This window comes from Streptococcus australis (genome assembly GCF_019930045.1).
Taxonomy (GTDB): Bacteria; Bacillota; Bacilli; order Lactobacillales; family Streptococcaceae; genus Streptococcus; species Streptococcus australis_D.
The window spans coordinates 1-15,580 of the sequence record NZ_JAHZQQ010000024.1; the positions used below are offsets into that span (position 1 = coordinate 1).

General features: G+C 41.8%; 14 protein-coding genes. 2 read left to right on the forward strand and 12 right to left on the reverse strand.

From position 1 onward, the window contains the following. Positions 1-133: 133 nt before the first annotated feature. Entirely contained in the window at positions 134-835 is a 702-nt protein-coding gene (locus K1J10_RS05890; protein WP_048689227.1) for a glucosamine-6-phosphate deaminase, read from the reverse strand. Positions 836-1,038: 203 nt separating this feature from the next. Here K1J10_RS05890 and queA point away from each other — a divergent pair, with 203 nt between their 5' ends. Next, positions 1,039-2,067 (forward strand): tRNA preQ1(34) S-adenosylmethionine ribosyltransferase-isomerase QueA, encoded by a 1,029-nt coding sequence (gene queA, locus K1J10_RS05895; RefSeq protein WP_223356181.1) that lies wholly within the window; start codon positions 1,039-1,041, stop codon positions 2,065-2,067. A 12-nt stretch (positions 2,068-2,079) separates the two neighbouring features. Next, positions 2,080-2,550 (forward strand): arginine repressor, encoded by a 471-nt coding sequence (locus K1J10_RS05900; protein ID WP_223356182.1) that lies wholly within the window; start codon positions 2,080-2,082, stop codon positions 2,548-2,550. A gap of 197 nt (positions 2,551-2,747) precedes the next feature. Here the strand turns inward: K1J10_RS05900 and K1J10_RS05905 are convergent, their stop codons facing one another. The 11 genes from K1J10_RS05905 to K1J10_RS05955 all read right to left on the reverse strand — a co-directional run bounded on the left by K1J10_RS05905 (position 2,748) and on the right by K1J10_RS05955 (position 15,570). After that, on the reverse strand, positions 2,748-4,088 hold the full coding sequence (locus tag K1J10_RS05905; RefSeq protein WP_223356183.1) for a dipeptidase: 1,341 nt from the start codon (positions 4,086-4,088) through the stop codon (positions 2,748-2,750). 19 nt (positions 4,089-4,107) lie between these two features. Next, entirely contained in the window at positions 4,108-5,622 is a 1,515-nt protein-coding gene (locus K1J10_RS05910; RefSeq protein ID WP_223356184.1) for a YfcC family protein, read from the reverse strand. A gap of 204 nt (positions 5,623-5,826) precedes the next feature. Then, positions 5,827-6,771: a carbamate kinase gene (arcC, locus tag K1J10_RS05915; protein WP_048689208.1), complete on the reverse strand. Its 945-nt coding sequence runs from the start codon at positions 6,769-6,771 to the stop codon at positions 5,827-5,829. An 85-nt stretch (positions 6,772-6,856) separates the two neighbouring features. Next, on the reverse strand, positions 6,857-7,873 hold the full coding sequence (gene argF, locus K1J10_RS05920; RefSeq protein WP_023022690.1) for an ornithine carbamoyltransferase: 1,017 nt from the start codon (positions 7,871-7,873) through the stop codon (positions 6,857-6,859). A 95-nt stretch (positions 7,874-7,968) separates the two neighbouring features. Then, complete coding sequence (gene arcA, locus K1J10_RS05925) at positions 7,969-9,198, reverse strand: arginine deiminase (protein WP_049514063.1); 1,230 nt, start codon at positions 9,196-9,198, stop codon at positions 7,969-7,971. A 266-nt stretch (positions 9,199-9,464) separates the two neighbouring features. Then, positions 9,465-10,151: a Crp/Fnr family transcriptional regulator gene (locus K1J10_RS05930; protein ID WP_048789625.1), complete on the reverse strand. Its 687-nt coding sequence runs from the start codon at positions 10,149-10,151 to the stop codon at positions 9,465-9,467. Between the two features lie 143 nt (positions 10,152-10,294). Continuing rightward, complete coding sequence (locus K1J10_RS05935; protein ID WP_125329626.1) at positions 10,295-11,347, reverse strand: serine hydrolase; 1,053 nt, start codon at positions 11,345-11,347, stop codon at positions 10,295-10,297. A 140-nt stretch (positions 11,348-11,487) separates the two neighbouring features. Further along, positions 11,488-12,960 carry a helicase HerA-like domain-containing protein gene (locus K1J10_RS05940; protein WP_223356185.1) on the reverse strand — a complete coding sequence of 491 codons (1,473 nt, stop codon included), beginning with the start codon at positions 12,958-12,960 and terminating at the stop codon, positions 11,488-11,490. Between the two features lie 252 nt (positions 12,961-13,212). Beyond that, complete coding sequence (sodA, locus tag K1J10_RS05945) at positions 13,213-13,818, reverse strand: superoxide dismutase SodA (protein WP_126403990.1); 606 nt, start codon at positions 13,816-13,818, stop codon at positions 13,213-13,215. A 71-nt stretch (positions 13,819-13,889) separates the two neighbouring features. Further along, positions 13,890-14,927, reverse strand: coding sequence for a DNA polymerase III subunit delta (gene holA, locus K1J10_RS05950; RefSeq protein WP_223356207.1), 1,038 nt, complete (start codon positions 14,925-14,927; stop codon positions 13,890-13,892). Then, complete coding sequence (locus tag K1J10_RS05955) at positions 14,905-15,570, reverse strand: DUF805 domain-containing protein (RefSeq protein WP_223356186.1); 666 nt, start codon at positions 15,568-15,570, stop codon at positions 14,905-14,907. The genes holA and K1J10_RS05955 overlap by 23 nt, the downstream gene beginning before the upstream one ends. Positions 15,571-15,580: the final 10 nt, after the last annotated feature.

Here is a 15,580-nt window from a genome sequence, read left to right on the forward strand (position 1 = left end):
CTTTATGCTGTTTTTCGCAATTCTAGTATATCAGATGAACGTGTCTTTTGTGTTGCACTTCATTTTACAACAGGGCTCTATAAAAAAACCTATCTTTCAGGATATTTCAGATAGGTCTCTTTTTTTCAACTGGTTACAGTAAGCTCAAGGCTGCTTGGTCTGCAATAATCACAACATCTGGATGACCTTGAAGGGCACTCGCTGGTAAACTCTCTGTTTTTGGACCATTGACCATTCCTGCAATCGCTTCTGCTTTTGATTCTCCATAGGCAAAGAGAATGATAGACTTGGCAGCAAGAATGTTCGCAATCCCCATGGAGATGGCTTGGGTTGGAACATCTTCAATTTTTTCAAAGAAGCGAGAGTTGGCTTCAATCGTTGATTGATCCAAATGGACCAAATGCGTTTGGCTGTCAAATGGCGTGCCTGGTTCGTTAAAACCAATGTGGCCGTTGCGACCGATCCCTAGAATTTGCAGATCTACTGGATGTTGGGCCAAAATTTCATTGTAATGAGCTGTTTCTTCTTCTGCAGTATCTTCGTTTCCTTTTGGAAGATAGCTAACTTTAAACGGTTTCTCATTGAATAAATTTTCCTGCATAAAGTAACGATAGGATTGAGGATCTTCTCCCGTCAAGCCGACATACTCATCCAAGTTGACACTGACCATGTCTGAGAAATCCAAATCACTCTCCCGAATCAATTTATAAAACTCAAGTGGACTGCTTCCAGTCGCAAGCCCCAGAGTTTTGGCACCCTGCTCTAACTTTTCTTTTAGCAGGTCAAAAGCAACCTGTCCCCCTTCGATTTGATTAGCTACTTCAATAACTTTCATGATAAATCCTCCGCTTATTTCTTATATTCATTATATGGTATAGACCAATTTTTGTCAAGCGCTTTCTTGATGTTAGAAAAGGATTTTTTACCTTCATCCCTTTAAAATTCGGCTAGTGATTTCCTTTGTTTCACTCTTATTTCATGATATAATGGGGAAGGTTAAATGTAAGAAATAGAAGAATTTAGATACAAGGAGAGAACATGAACACGAATGACTTTGATTTTCACCTCCCCGAGGAGTTAATTGCGCAAACCCCATTAGAGAAACGCGATGCCTCAAAACTACTGATTCTCAATCGACAAACAGGTCAGATGGAAGACCAGCATTTTGACGCCATTATCAATGAATTAGAACCAGGGGATGCTTTGGTCATGAACAATACCCGTGTCCTTCCAGCTCGTCTCCATGGGGTCAAACCAGACACAGGAGGTCATGTGGAGCTTCTTCTCTTAAAAAATATTGAGGGCGATCAATGGGAGGTTCTTGCTAAACCTGCCAAACGTCTCAAAGAGGGGGGGATCGTCAGCTTTGGCGATGGACGTCTTCAAGCGACCCTAATCAAAAAGCTGGAACACGGTGGATGTATCGTAGAGTTTTCTTACCAAGGAATTTTCCTTGAAGTCTTGGAAAGTTTAGGAGAAATGCCCCTACCACCTTACATCCATGAAAAATTAGAAGATCAGGAACGTTACCAGACAGTCTATGCCAAAGAAAATGGATCTGCCGCAGCTCCTACTGCTGGCCTCCATTTCACACCTGAGCTCTTACAGAGGATCGAAGACAAAGGGATTCACTTGGTTTATCTCACCCTTCATGTCGGACTGGGTACTTTCCGTCCTGTATCCGTCGATGATCTCGACCAACATGAGATGCATTCTGAATTTTATCAACTCTCTGAAGAAGCCGCCCAAACTCTTCGACAAGTCAAAGCAAGTGGACACCGCATCGTTGCCGTTGGGACCACTTCTATCCGAACTTTAGAAACAATTGGGAACAAGTTTAATGGAGAGTTACAAGCCGACTCTGGTTGGACCAATATCTTTATCAAACCAGGCTATCAGTGGCAGGTTGTCGACGCCTTTTCAACCAACTTCCACTTACCAAAATCAACCTTAGTCATGCTCGTTTCTGCCTTCGCAGGTCGAGAACTCACTCTGGATGCTTATCAGCACGCTATCGACCAAGGCTACCGTTTCTTTAGCTTTGGAGATGCTATGTTTATCAAATAAGGAGAGCCCCTTATGAATAAGATTGAAAGTCGCCACCGCCTGATCCGGTCTATTATTTCAGAAAAGAAAATTCGAACCCAACAAGAATTGCAGGACAGCCTGGAAGCGAACGGCATCATCGTGACCCAGTCCACTCTCTCAAGAGATGTCAAATCCTTGAATCTGGTAAAAATTAACGAAGGGGATAGCTCTTACTATGCCATCAATAGCATTGCCCCATCTCGTTGGGAAAACCGACTGCGTTTTTATATGGAGGATGCCCTCGTCATGCTTCGTCCCGTCCAAAACCAAGTAGTCGTTAAAACCCTACCTGGTTTGGCCCAGTCCTTCGGAGCCATCTTAGATGCCCTTGAATTGTCGCAAATTGTCGCAACCGTCTGCGGAGATGACGTCTGCCTTATCATTTGTGAAGACAATCAGGGGGCCTTGGACTGCTTTGAAAAATTGAAAGAATTCACCCCTCCCTTCTTCTTTAGCAAATAAAAGAAAGAGAGTGGGACAGAAATCGGTAATTCGTTAGAATTCGATTTCGTCGTCCCACCTCCGCACAGTTGAGTAGGGCTGTAAAAGCTGATGAAATCAGCGTAGTAGAGCCCACTCAACCACTGCGTCTTTCTCGACAATCCAAAAATAATTGAGAGGCTAGGACTTTTGTCCCAGCCTCTTTTTTCTAATCTCTATTAAGCTTCCTTGGCTGCTAATCGTCGAATGGTCTCTGCATAGATTTCCATTGCACGATATAAATCATCCAGTTTAGCTCGTTCATTCGCCTGGTGCTCTGTTTGGAGAGCGTCAGGGAAGAGGGCCCCATAAGCCACACAATTTCCCATGGTTCGCGCAAAGGTCGCTCCCCCTGAGGACATAGCTGGGGTCTGATCCCCCGTTTCCTCTTGGTAGACCGCCATCAGAGTACTCACCAATGGACTGTCTAATGGAACGTATAGTGGAGCTACATAATCAAACTCTTCATACTGAAGTCGATAGCTAGCTGCCACCTCACTTAAACGTTTTACCAAGGCCTCCTTATCCGCTAAGACAGGAATCCGAATATCAATCCCGATTTCAGATTGCTGTTCATCAATGGAGAGGGTTGCAATATTGAAGGAAAGAGCACCACTTGGTTCATCTTTGATTTCACCAAAGAGAGCTGCTCCTGTCGCATCTTCCCCAACGGCATCTGCGATAAAGAGAAGGGCTGGATGAGGCTGGATCAAGGAAAGACTTTCAGCTAAGCCTACAATGGCATTGACACCCTCAGCCGCATCCTTGGAGTGTTTAGACAGACCTAGAACGGTTACTGCTCCTGCTTCTTCTGTATACTTCACACCACTTTGCTCGATGACTGGTAAGAGTTCCTCTAAGCGTTGCCCCTTATAAGTTGCCTTATCTGGCACCACATTAAGGGCACGACCAGCTTGTAAGGGACGATCCTCCCAACCTGGTCCATGGAGCTTCACTTGAAGCAAGCCTTTTTCAGCATAGGTTAATGGGAAAGACGAATCTGGAGCAAAACCAAGATCTGCTTTTTCTTCTAGCTGATTGTAGCGGTTCATACAGCGCCAGAGAGTTTCCTCGTCCGTACCAAATATAAAGCGGATCCGTTTGGTAAAGACAACTCCTTGGTCAAGCAGACTCTTAACTGCGTAAAGCGCCGCAAGCGATGGTCCCTTATCATCTTGCACTCCACGTCCAATCAACCATCCATCTTTCAGAGTCGCCTCAAAAGGTGGCGTCTGCCAATCTTCTAAATCACCGGCTGGAACAACATCCAAGTGACAAAGAACGGCCAGGAGTTCTTCCCCCTGACCGATCTCTGCATATCCATAGTATCCTTCAGGATCTAGATAGGTTTGAAAGCCCATTTCTTGAGCAATTTCTAACGTTTTCACAAGGACATCTTGGATAGCTTGTCCAAACGGTGTTCCATTTTCACCTTCGTTTAAAACCGAAGGATAAGAAATCAGAGTCTTTAATGAAGCTAGAAAGTCATCTTTGACTTGATTTGTAATCTCAATTTTCATGGAATCACCTCTTTACTTCTTATAGGAATGGAACGAAAGTTCCGAGAAGAAGGAGGGCAATGGTGATTACAATAACAGCAACAACAAGTTTTGCCATGAATTTCCACCAAGTTGCAATGTTGATACGTCCAAGAGCAAGAGCTCCCATTACGATACCAGAAGTTGGTGCGATCAAGTTCAAGACACCAGATGCAGATTGGTAGGCAGTGATAATCAAGCTAGGACGTACATTGACGAATTCTCCCAATGGAGCCATGATACCCATTGTCGCACTGGCAAGACCAGATGAAGATGGGATCAAGAATGACATTGGCAAGTAGAAGATATAAGTCAAGACGATGAAGACTTGAGAAGATAGACCACTGAGTCCTTGTTTACCCCAGTTAAGGATCGTATCTGTAATCATACCATTGTTCATGATAACTTGGATACCACGTGCAATCGCTACGATCAAGGCTACGCTGAGCAAGTCAGCTGCACCAGCCATAAATGAAGAAATAATTTGTTCTTCTTTCAATCCGTAGACAATACCAATCAAGATACCCATAAAGGCGAAGAGCATTGCTCCTTCTGGGAAGTACCAAGTACCTAGGGCTGCAGTTGAGCTACCAACAATCTTACCAACTACTGGAAGGCCTGTTAACCATGTGTTAAAGTTACTAAAAATAGTAACATGGAGATCTTCCCAAGGAATGAAACTCAAGACCATCAAGACAAAGGTCAAAACAAAGAGTACAAAGACTTGTTTTTGTTTCTTAGTAAGAGTTGAATTAACATTTTCTTCATCTTCACCAACATTGAAGAATTTCATATCTTCTTCACGAGTTGCATAAGTGAGGGATTTAGTTGGGTCTTTTTGGATCTTATCTGCATACTTGTATACAAACCAAGTGCTAAGACCAGTCAAGGCAACCCAGAAGATCAAACGAAGGATAATCCCTTCACCAAGACCAACACCTGCAGTTGAAGATGCGATACCTGTCGCAAATGGGTTCAAGGTAGATGCCAAACATCCAATCTGTGAACCGAGCAAGATAATGGCTACCCCAGTCAAGCTATCAAATCCAACGGCCATCATAACTGGCACAAGGAGAGGATAGAAGGCCATGGTTTCTTCACCCATACCATAAGTTGTACCACCAAGGGCAAACAAAGGCATAAGCACCAAAATCAACATTTTTTCGCGACCCTTGTATTTCTTCACGATAGAAGCAATACCAGTGTCTAGCATACCAGTTTCATTGACTACACCAAGGAAACCACCAACCATCAAGATGAAGAAGGCTACGTCGATCGCTGCACTAGTTCCTTTAATCAAAGATCCTTCTTCAGGAGTAGTTCCTAGCATAGCACGAATCGGTGCCATCAATACATCCCAGATACCTTGAGGGTTTTGAGGTTGTGATTTATACACACCATCGACAAAAGCCCCTGCTGGGATAATCCAAGTCATCACTGCCATAAACGCAATGATGATTAACAATACGGTGTAAGATGAAGGCATCTTAAACCCTTTTTTCGCTTTTTCACTCATTTGTTTATCCTCCTAACGCAACAAAGTTTGAGTGAGTCTTTCAAAAGGTTAAACTTTTAGAAAGCGCTTACCTATATGTTTATTTTATCATATTTAAGATTAAAAAACTAGTTTTTCCTAAACTTTTTTAGAAAAAACGAGGGGAGGAACTTTGTACAAACTCCTGTAAATATGGGGTTCACTCCCCTCACTCATGTATATGAATTAGTCTTTTACGATAATCGTTCCACTTTCAGACTCAATCAAAGCGCCAAGGTTTTCAAGTGAAGTGATGACTGCTTTTCCTTCTGGACGACCGTTTACAAAGGCGATGGCAGCTTCTACTTTAGGAAGCATGCTTCCTGGCGCAAATTGATCTTGTTTGATGTACTCTTCCAATTGAGCGACATTGACATGTTCCAATTTTTCTTGGTCTGGTTTGTTGTAGTTCACAAAGACATAGTCTACACCAGTCAAAACGATGAAGAGGTCCGCTTCTACTAACTCAGCCAAACGTTGTGATGCAAAGTCTTTGTCGATAACAGCTTCAACACCAGTCAAGCTACCATTTGCTTCTTTCACAACTGGGATACCGCCACCACCAGCAGCAACAACGACTTGTCCGTCGTTCAACAAGGTACGGATGGTATTGATTTCTTTGATGTCCACTGGTTTTGGTGAAGCAACAACTTTACGCCAGCCACGACCAGCATCTTCTTTGAAGGTTGCTCCTGATTTTTCAGCTTCTGCTTTTGCTTCTTCTTCTGAGTAGAAAGGACCGATTGGTTTGCTGAGGTTGACAAAGGCTGGGTCGTTCTTATCGACAACGACTTGTGTCACAACTGAAGCCACATCTTTTTCAATTCCTTCTTCAAGAAGAGCATTTTGAAGAGCGTTTTGAAGCCAGAAACCAATGCTTCCTTCTGTCATTGCAACCAATGAATCCAATGGGAAAGCTGGGTTCTTTTCAGAATCAGCTGCCAAATGTTGGAGCAAAAGGTTTCCTACTTGAGGACCATTTCCGTGAGTGATGATCAAGTCATCCCCATTTTTGATTAATTTTACTAAGTGTTTTGCTGTTTCTACAAGTGCTTCTTGTTGAGCTTTTGCAGAAGGATCAGATGAAAGGATGGCGTTTCCTCCCAAAGCAACGACGATTTTTCTTGACATAGGTTTTCCCTTTCTATAAAAAATAGGGGCAGGACTAAAGCTAGCAGTCCAGCCCCTATAGCTGTTGGTATACGGTTATAAAGTCTTAAACTTTTGGAATGTACAAGTTACCAAGAGTAGCTGCCATCACCGCTTTGATTGTGTGCATACGGTTTTCAGCTTGGTCAAAGTGACGAGCATATTTGCTGCGGAACACTTCGTCAGTAACTTCCATTTCTTCTACGCCGAATTTTTCAGCAACATCTTTACCATAAACAGTGTTTGTGTCGTGGAAAGCTGGCAAGCAGTGCAAGAAGATCAAGTCTTCGTTATCAGCTTTCTTAACCAATTCCATGTTTACTTGGTAAGGTTTCAAAAGGGCAACGCGTTCTGCAAATTTGTCTTCTTCACCCATAGATACCCAAACGTCAGTGTAAAGTACATCTGCACCTTTCACAGCTTCGTCAGCATCTTCAGTGATCAAGATATGAGCGCCACTTTCTTTTGCGAATCCTTCTGCCAATTCAACAATTTCTTGTTCTGGGAAGAGTTCTTTTGGTGAGAAGATGTGTACGTTCACACCAAGGATAGCACCTGTTACAAGAAGGCTGTTTGCAACGTTGTTACGTCCGTCACCACAGTACACAAGTGTCAAACCTTCCAAACGTCCAAAGTTTTCTTGAACAGTCAAGTAGTCAGCAAGCATTTGAGTTGGGTGCCATTCGTCAGTCAAACCATTCCATACTGGAACACCTGAGAATTCAGCCAATTCTTCAACCATACGTTGGCTGAAACCACGGAATTCAATACCATCAAACATACGTCCAAGAACTTTTGCAGTATCTTCTGTAGATTCTTTTTTACCAAGTTGGATGTCGTTTGCACCAAGGTATTCTGGGTGAGCACCAAGGTCGATGGCTGCAGTAGTGAAGGCTGCACGAGTACGAGTTGAAGTTTTTTCAAACAAAAGCGCAATGTTTTTACCAGCTAGGTAGTGGTGTTGGATGTTGCGTTTTTTAAGGTCTTTCAAGTGAGCTGAAAGTCCGATAAGGTATTCTAACTCTGCACGTGTAAAGTCTTTTTCTGCTAAAAAGCTACGTCCTTGGAATACTGAAGTTGTCATTAATTATCTCCTTTAATTATGCATGATAAGATCCTGTCAATCAGTTTAGAGGGCTCAGTTTAGACACTGAGCCCGTCTAACCTGTAGAAGGATGATTAGATTTCTTCACGTTCGAATGGCATTGACATACAACGAGGTCCACCACGACCGCGAACCAATTCACTTCCGCGGATCTTGATCAAACGAAGTCCGTATTCTTCTAATTTCTTGTTGGTAACAGTGTTACGGTCGTATACTACTACCACACCTGGTGCGATTGTAAGAGTATTTGATCCGTCGTTCCATTGTTCACGCGCAGCAGCAACGACGTTGCCATCTCCACATGGAATCAATGTAACTTTTTCAACACCAAGGTTTTCAGCAAGCAATTCAGCCAAATCACCTTTTTCTTCAACGATCTTCAATTGTTCGTTTTCATAAGTTACAGAGAAGACGCGAAGGTTACCTTGAATTTCTGGGTGGATTGTGAATTTATCGTAGTCCACCATTGTGAATACTGTATCCAAGTGCATGAATTTACGGTTGTTAGCAAATTCAAAGGCCAATACTTTCTTGAAGCCAACGTTCTTCTTGAAGATGTTTACCAACAATTTTTCGATTGATGCAGCATCAGTACGTTGTGAGATACCAACTGCTAATACATCTTTAGAAAGTACCAACTCATCTCCACCTTCGATACGAGTATCTTCTTCACGGTTGTAGACAAGTTCAACTTTTCCACCGTAAACTGGGTGGTATTTGAAGATGTATTTACCATACAAAGTTTCACGGTTACGTGTATCTGCGTACATGTGGTTCAATGATACTGCATTACCAATTGTCGCAAATGGGTCACGTGTGAAGTACAAGTTTGGCATTGGGTCGATAGCAAATGGATAGTCAGATTCAACAAGGTCTGTCAATCCTTTTGCTTCTTCAGGAATTTCTGGAAGTTCAGCTTTTTGAACCCCTGCCATTGTTTTTTCAACCAATTCTTGGTTGTCTTCAATGCTGTGAAGCAATTCACGGATCGCAATTTTTGTTTGGCGTCCACGAATGTTCGCTTCTTCAAGGTATTCTTCGATGAACTGATCGCGAATTTCTGGAGAAGTCAATGACTCAGCAGCTAACTGTTCAAGATAAAGTACTTCGATACCTTCGTTACGAAGTGCTTCAGCAAATGCGTCGTGTTCTTTTTGAGCGTCTTCCAAGAAAGGAATATCATCAAAAAGAAGACGTTCAAGATAGTCAGGCATCAAGTTTTCCAACTCTTTACCTGGACGGTGCAAACAAACTTTTTTCAGTTTTCCAATTTCTGAGAAAACATGAATTGGGTGTGTAGACATCTATAGTCCTCCTTTTTCTTGCGGTTTAGCTTAGCTAATCCCGTTTACAGGTTTTATTTTATCACCAATTGGTACCGCTTTCACAGGCAATCTTCCATTACGAATGCCAAGAATCTGACACTTTTTTAAATATTACCCTTATTTTATGAAAAATGAACCTCTTTCTTTGAATATTTTGCTAAATATATTCTTTTTGCGAGTAAATATTTTTTTATTTGATTTTTGAAACTTTTTAACGTTTTTGACAGAAAATAAAAGAAGCCCTACTAGGCTTCTTCAAAACTATCTAAAAAGAATGGAAGATCAAGAAAAGTTAATTTCTTATGCTTGTACTCGATTCTCTCCTCTTCTAGGAGCTTCTTTAACACTTGATTGACGGTTTCTCTCGTCGTCGCAGCTAATCTAGCCAACTCCTTCATACTCATTGGAAAAGGAATAGTTGGCCCAGACTTTTGATAATCCTTACAGAGTAGAGCTAAGGATTGGATCACACGATCACTGGCACTGGCTGCAACCACATTGCGAAGTCGCAACTCCTGAAATTCCAATATTTTTGAAAGTTTTCTCGTTATAAAGAGAACTTGTTCCATACTGGACTGGACAATTTCCTCATAAAGCTGAACAGGAATACTGAAGTATTTAACGGTTGTCATGGAAGTGGCTGTATAGTGATAATTGGAATCTGTAAACATACCACCGTATGGGAAGACGGCTCCTTCTTTGATGTAATCCATATACGAGAAGGTATCTGAAGAGTCAAACTCCTCAATACGAACATAGCCTTTTACCACTAAAAAAATTCGATCGCGCTTATCACCGGCAAAAAATAGGATCTGTCCCTTTGGGATTTCTCTATAATGAATTTCTACAGCTAATTTATCAAATTTTTCAACTGGAATCGCAGAGAAAGCTGGATGGGAGCGAATCAACTGATAATCTTCTTTTGTAATCATTTCTATTCTTTCTTTGGGTTCTTTAGTTATTATATCATATTTATTCACTGACCTCAAAGAATGTCACCAAGATTTTAACCATGAAACTTATCTTTGCTAAGAAAAAACCTTCCCAAAACGTTTTTGGGAAAGGTTCTAAATCGTTAGTTGACATTTACACGGTGCCATTCATTAATCACATAGCAGAGTTGACCAAGTAAATGAAGACCGTAGCCACTGATCTCCGTACTTTCTGGAGTAGTTCCCCCTAGACCAGCTGTAAAAATCGAGATGAGGTAGGGTGTTTGTTCGTAAACGATGGCTTCGACATTCAGGGCTTCTGCTACATAACCAGGTTTTTGCTGAATGACTAAATCTGGTAAATACCGTTTGTAGTATTCATTCGGGAAGGACTCTCCGATCAATTCTAGCAAGGTCGCATACTTTTCTTTGTGATTCCAAAGATAGTCTAAGACTTGAATATAGTAATCAGAAGTCGTTTTGTTTTCAGGACTAATGGTTTTTATTTCTGCCCGGGATTTTCCATATTTTTTATACTTCTCATAGACATTGTCCATACCACCAAAGCGGTCGGCCAAGGCATATGCCGGCGTATTTTCTGAGTAGACAAGAGAATAACGCTGCATATCTGGAATCGTCATAGCGCCACCAAAGGCAGCTACATAATTATCGTGCTCTCCAAGGTACTCGTAGTAAGTATTGGTAATATCAAATTCATCCGTTAAGTTTAACTTCCCTGCATCGACTTCATCCACGACCAACATATTGAGGGGCAGTTTATAGGTACTTCCAGCTGTCATCGGCTGTAACTCATTCATTGAAAACTGTTGGCCTGTCGCAGGATTTTTGTAGGTAAAGGTAATTTGGGAAGGATCAATACCATATTCAGTCATATAGTCTTGTACAACTTCTACCAAGCCTTTATTGGCATAATCATAGACAAGACCCAAATTTTCCATGGTTTCACGATCTTGATCCATGACAGCTTGTTTCTCCTCAGGAGTTTTGACACGAGGAGGTTGGAGGGCTTGCTTCTCTTGCTTGGAGTCCACTGCTTGAGCCGTCGTTCCCTCTTGAGCAAGAGGCGAGGCAGGAGCCTGATAAAGATGGAGGTAAGTTAAAGCTCCAACTCCTCCTATACATAATAAAATCCCCAACACAATCATGATCGATCGAACATTAAATATTTTTTTCATATGAAGTTAATTATAAAAGATTCTCTTTAAAATAACAAGGTATTTCCAGTTCAGAAAACGATTTCTTCTAGAAGAAATTTTTTAGCGATTTCCAGGTCAATCCTTTTTCATATTCTAAGAATCCATCCCTTTTGACTGTCTTATTTCCGCTTAAAGGATCCCATGATTAGTTTTGCCACTTCACGCGCAATGGTACGGAACAAGGAACTGATAAAGGAATCTTTGGCCTTTTCTAAACTAGATTTACGCGGACGACCTGGACTCCGTTTTTGACTAGCCTTCTCCTCTGCAACTCTGGTCTTTTCTTCCTCTTCCCGCTCCTTTTCCTTCTCTTCTCTAGCAGATTTATCAGTCAATTTTTCATAAGCTGATTCATTGTCTACTCGAACAGCATATTTTTGATGGAAAGGAGAGCTGGTAATCAAGGCCAACTGTTCACTCTCGTTTAACAAATCAAAACTCGATTGTGGAGACAAAATATAAGAACGTTCCACCACACTTGGTTGCCCCTTTTCATTTAGGAAGGAAACTAGAGCTTCCCCTGTTCCCAACTCCGTCAAGACAGTTTCCGTATCAAACTCTGGGTTTGGTCGGAAACTTTGAGCAGCAACTTTGATAGCTTTCATTTCTTTTGGCGTATAGGCACGTAAGGCATGTTGGACACGGTTACCAAGCTGGGCCAATACAGATTCAGGAAGATCTTGAGGATTCTGTGTAATAAAGTAGATCCCCACTCCTTTAGACCGGATGAGGCGAACGACTTGCTCAACTTTTTCAAGGAAGAGCTTGCTCGCATCATTAAACAAGAGGTGGACTTCATCAAAGAAGAAGACAAATTTCGGTTTTTCTAGATCTCCAACTTCTGGCAAGGTTTCGAACAGACGAGATAACATCCAGATCAGGAAGGTTGAATAGAGTTTAGGGGAGTTGAAGAGACGAGTCGCTGATAGAATGTTAATGTAACCTCGTCCACTGTTATCCAATTGCATAAAATCTTGAAGATCCAAGGCTGGCTCTCCGAAGAATTGATCTGCTCCCTCTTGCTCTAGCACTAACAAGCTTCGTTGAATAGCTCCTACTGATTGTTTACTGATATTGCCGTATTGAGCTGAATAATCTGAGGCATGGTCATAGACTTCCTTCAAAAGACTCTGTAAATCCTTCAGATCAATCAAAGGCCAATTTTTTTCTTTGGCCAATTTAAAGACAATGGCCAAAATCCCTGTTTGCGTTTCGTTGAGGTCCAACAAGCGAGCTAGCAAAAGAGAGCCCATTCCTTCAATCGTTGCACGGACTGGATGGCCTGCTTGACCAAAGACATCCCATAAGCGAACTGGAAAAGCTTGAGGTTCAAAAGGATCTGTAATACCTAATAGCTTATAGCGCTCTTCCATCTTTGGCGTCCATTGTCCAGCTTTTGCAAGACCTGAAAGATCTCCCTTAATGTCTGCTAGAAACACCGGAATCCCTTGCTGACTTAATTTTTCAGTGATGACTTTTAGGGTTACGGTTTTCCCTGTACCAGTAGCCCCTGCAATTAAACCGTGGCGATTGAGCATTTTAAGATAAAGTGGCGTATCCACTGCTCCTTTTGTAATCGTAATACTTGTCATTTTCATTCTCCCTTTTGTTAAAGCACAGTTTTTTCAGAAAAAGTGACAAGGCTTCTTCCTTATGTAGGAAGCCTTTCTCCTCACTTTCACATACTCTTCTAGTGTATCATTTTCAGGTATAAACGCAAGAAATATCCCTTCCAAAACGGGAGAATCCTTTTAGTCTATGTTGACCAATTTAAAAATAAAAAGCCTGAATCGAAGTCACCCGTTAAGTGGCCTCTTGATTCAAACTTTTTTTATTATGAAAGCTTATTTAGCTGCTGCGTAAAGCTCGTCTACTTTATTCCAGTTAATCACTGAGAAGAAAGCTTTGATGTAGTCAGGACGAACGTTGCGGTATTTCACGTAGTAGGCATGTTCCCAAACGTCCAAGCCCAAGATTGGTTTCTTCCCTTCTGAGATTGGTGTGTCTTGGTTTGCTGTTGAAGTCACTTCAAGCTTCCCTTCTTTGTTAACAACCAACCAAGCCCATCCAGAACCAAAGCGTGTTGTAGCCGCTGCAGTGAAGGCTGCTTGGAATTCTTCAAATGAACCAAAAGTTTCATCGATTGCTGCTGCAAGTTCTGCTGAAGGAGCTGTCTGTTCAGGAGTCATCAATTCCCAGAAAAGAGCGTGGTTCAAGTGTCCACCACCATTGTTGATAAGCGCTTGACGGATATCAGCTGGGATAGATTCTACGTCAGCAAGCAAAGCTTCAAGGTCTTCACCAATTTCAGGGTGTTTTTCAAGAGCTGCATTTGCATTGTTAACGTAAGTTTGGTGGTGTTTGTCATGGTGCAAGTGCATGGTTTCAGCATCAATGTATGGTTCCAATGCATCGTATGCGTACGGAAGATCTGGTAAAATAATTGCCATGGAAAATACCTCTATTTCTTTATGTATATAAAAATGATAACGCAATCATCTAATTTATTCAACTATTCTGCTTACACAGATGGGTTGGCCAGCTTTAGTAAAGCTAAATCAAATAGATAGTCTTTCTCATAGGTTCCCGATTTCATTTGGAAGTCGGTATCAATCAAAAGACAAATCGCCTGTTCCAAATAAGATAGAGATATCCCTCTACTATCCCTTAGGGCAAATTTGACTTGGTAGGGGTTCACTTTCCGACCGGTCAACTCTGATAGGTCTGAAACGATTTGGGGTTCTGTTCGTCCCTCTTGCTTCAACAGCTTGACCTGTGTATAGATGCGGAACTGACTCAACAAGATGGCCAGAAGCTTGATTTCATCCTCTCCTTGTAACCGAAGGTCCTTGACCAAACTGCGGGCGGAATCAATTTGTTTCTTTAGGATCATCTGAATCAGATCAAACAGATTATCCTGTAGTGTCTTCGGAATAGCCTTCTCAATATCTGAGATGGTGATGCTAGAAGCTCCTTTGTACGTTTTAAGAAACTCCAAGTTTTTCTGAATCTCACTAAAATCAAAGCCCGATTTAATCAAAAGTTGGTCGAAGGCTTGTGAATCAATCGCTAGCCCTAGAGACTTGACCTCTTCCGTGAAATGGGCACGCAACTCCTGCTCTTTTAATTCAGTTGCATCCAGCAACTGGGCATCCCGTTTTAAAAGCTTGACAATCCTTCGCTTGCTATCCAGTTTTCCTTCCGCAATGACAATCAAGCGAGTCGTTTCTAAAGGCGCCGCTAAGTAATCTCCAAAGGACTGCAATTCATCATCTGACAGGTATCTTTTTTTTGCGGTCGTCACATCGACAAAATGATCCAAAATCACTATTTTTTCATCCGCAAAAAATGGAAGGCTGACCAAGTCAAGCTCAACTTCTGCATATGCTGTTTCCTTCATGTCAAAATAGGAGTAGTTCAAATCAGATGAATCGTAGCCTACTTTCTTTAAAAGTTGCTCTTTCATCCACTCAAACTGACCGATGTCATCTCCTGATAAAACTAGGATAGGAGGAAGGTTCTCAGCACTGATCTTTTTAATTGTTTGTAAAGCCTGCATGTTCTGAAGGTACCTCATTCCACTCTCTAAACTGATGCTGGGTCTGTTCCGATTCCATTTTCTTTTCAAGCGGTGCTTTCTCTAGTGGAGTTGGTGGAGCCGAAACAATCTGGGGAATAGCTGAAAAACTGTTGGGATCCATCAAATGGGATGGCATACTTGGTGAAGAGACCACGGGACTCGTCGAAGTAAATACTGGAGAAGCAATCTGGTCCGGTTGTGCAAGCCTAGCACTTGGAAGGACCAAGAGACATGCCAAACAAAGCAAACCCGCAAGAGCTAAGACTAGAAAAATGGAAATAGGAGATAAAAGGTAGAGTAAGATAGGACCTAGAAATAGGAAAATCAAAGACCAATGAAGACCTGCATCTCTCAATCGCCGAACGACTACTGCTTGCTGGGGAACAAAAATAAGATAGAGATAAAGGAGAAAAAAGATGCTGAACCAAGCTGAAACGTCCATCCCGGTCAAGGGAATCACATCTTCCTCTGATTTCGAATTTGAAAAGAATAAGACCAATTGGTAAATCCAAAAAGGACTGGTAAATAATAAATGCCAGACTTGGCTGATCCAAAATTCTTTTCTATCTGATCTTCTTGAAAAATCAGCATATTGCGTCCAAAATAACTGTAATGATTTCATACTTGTAACC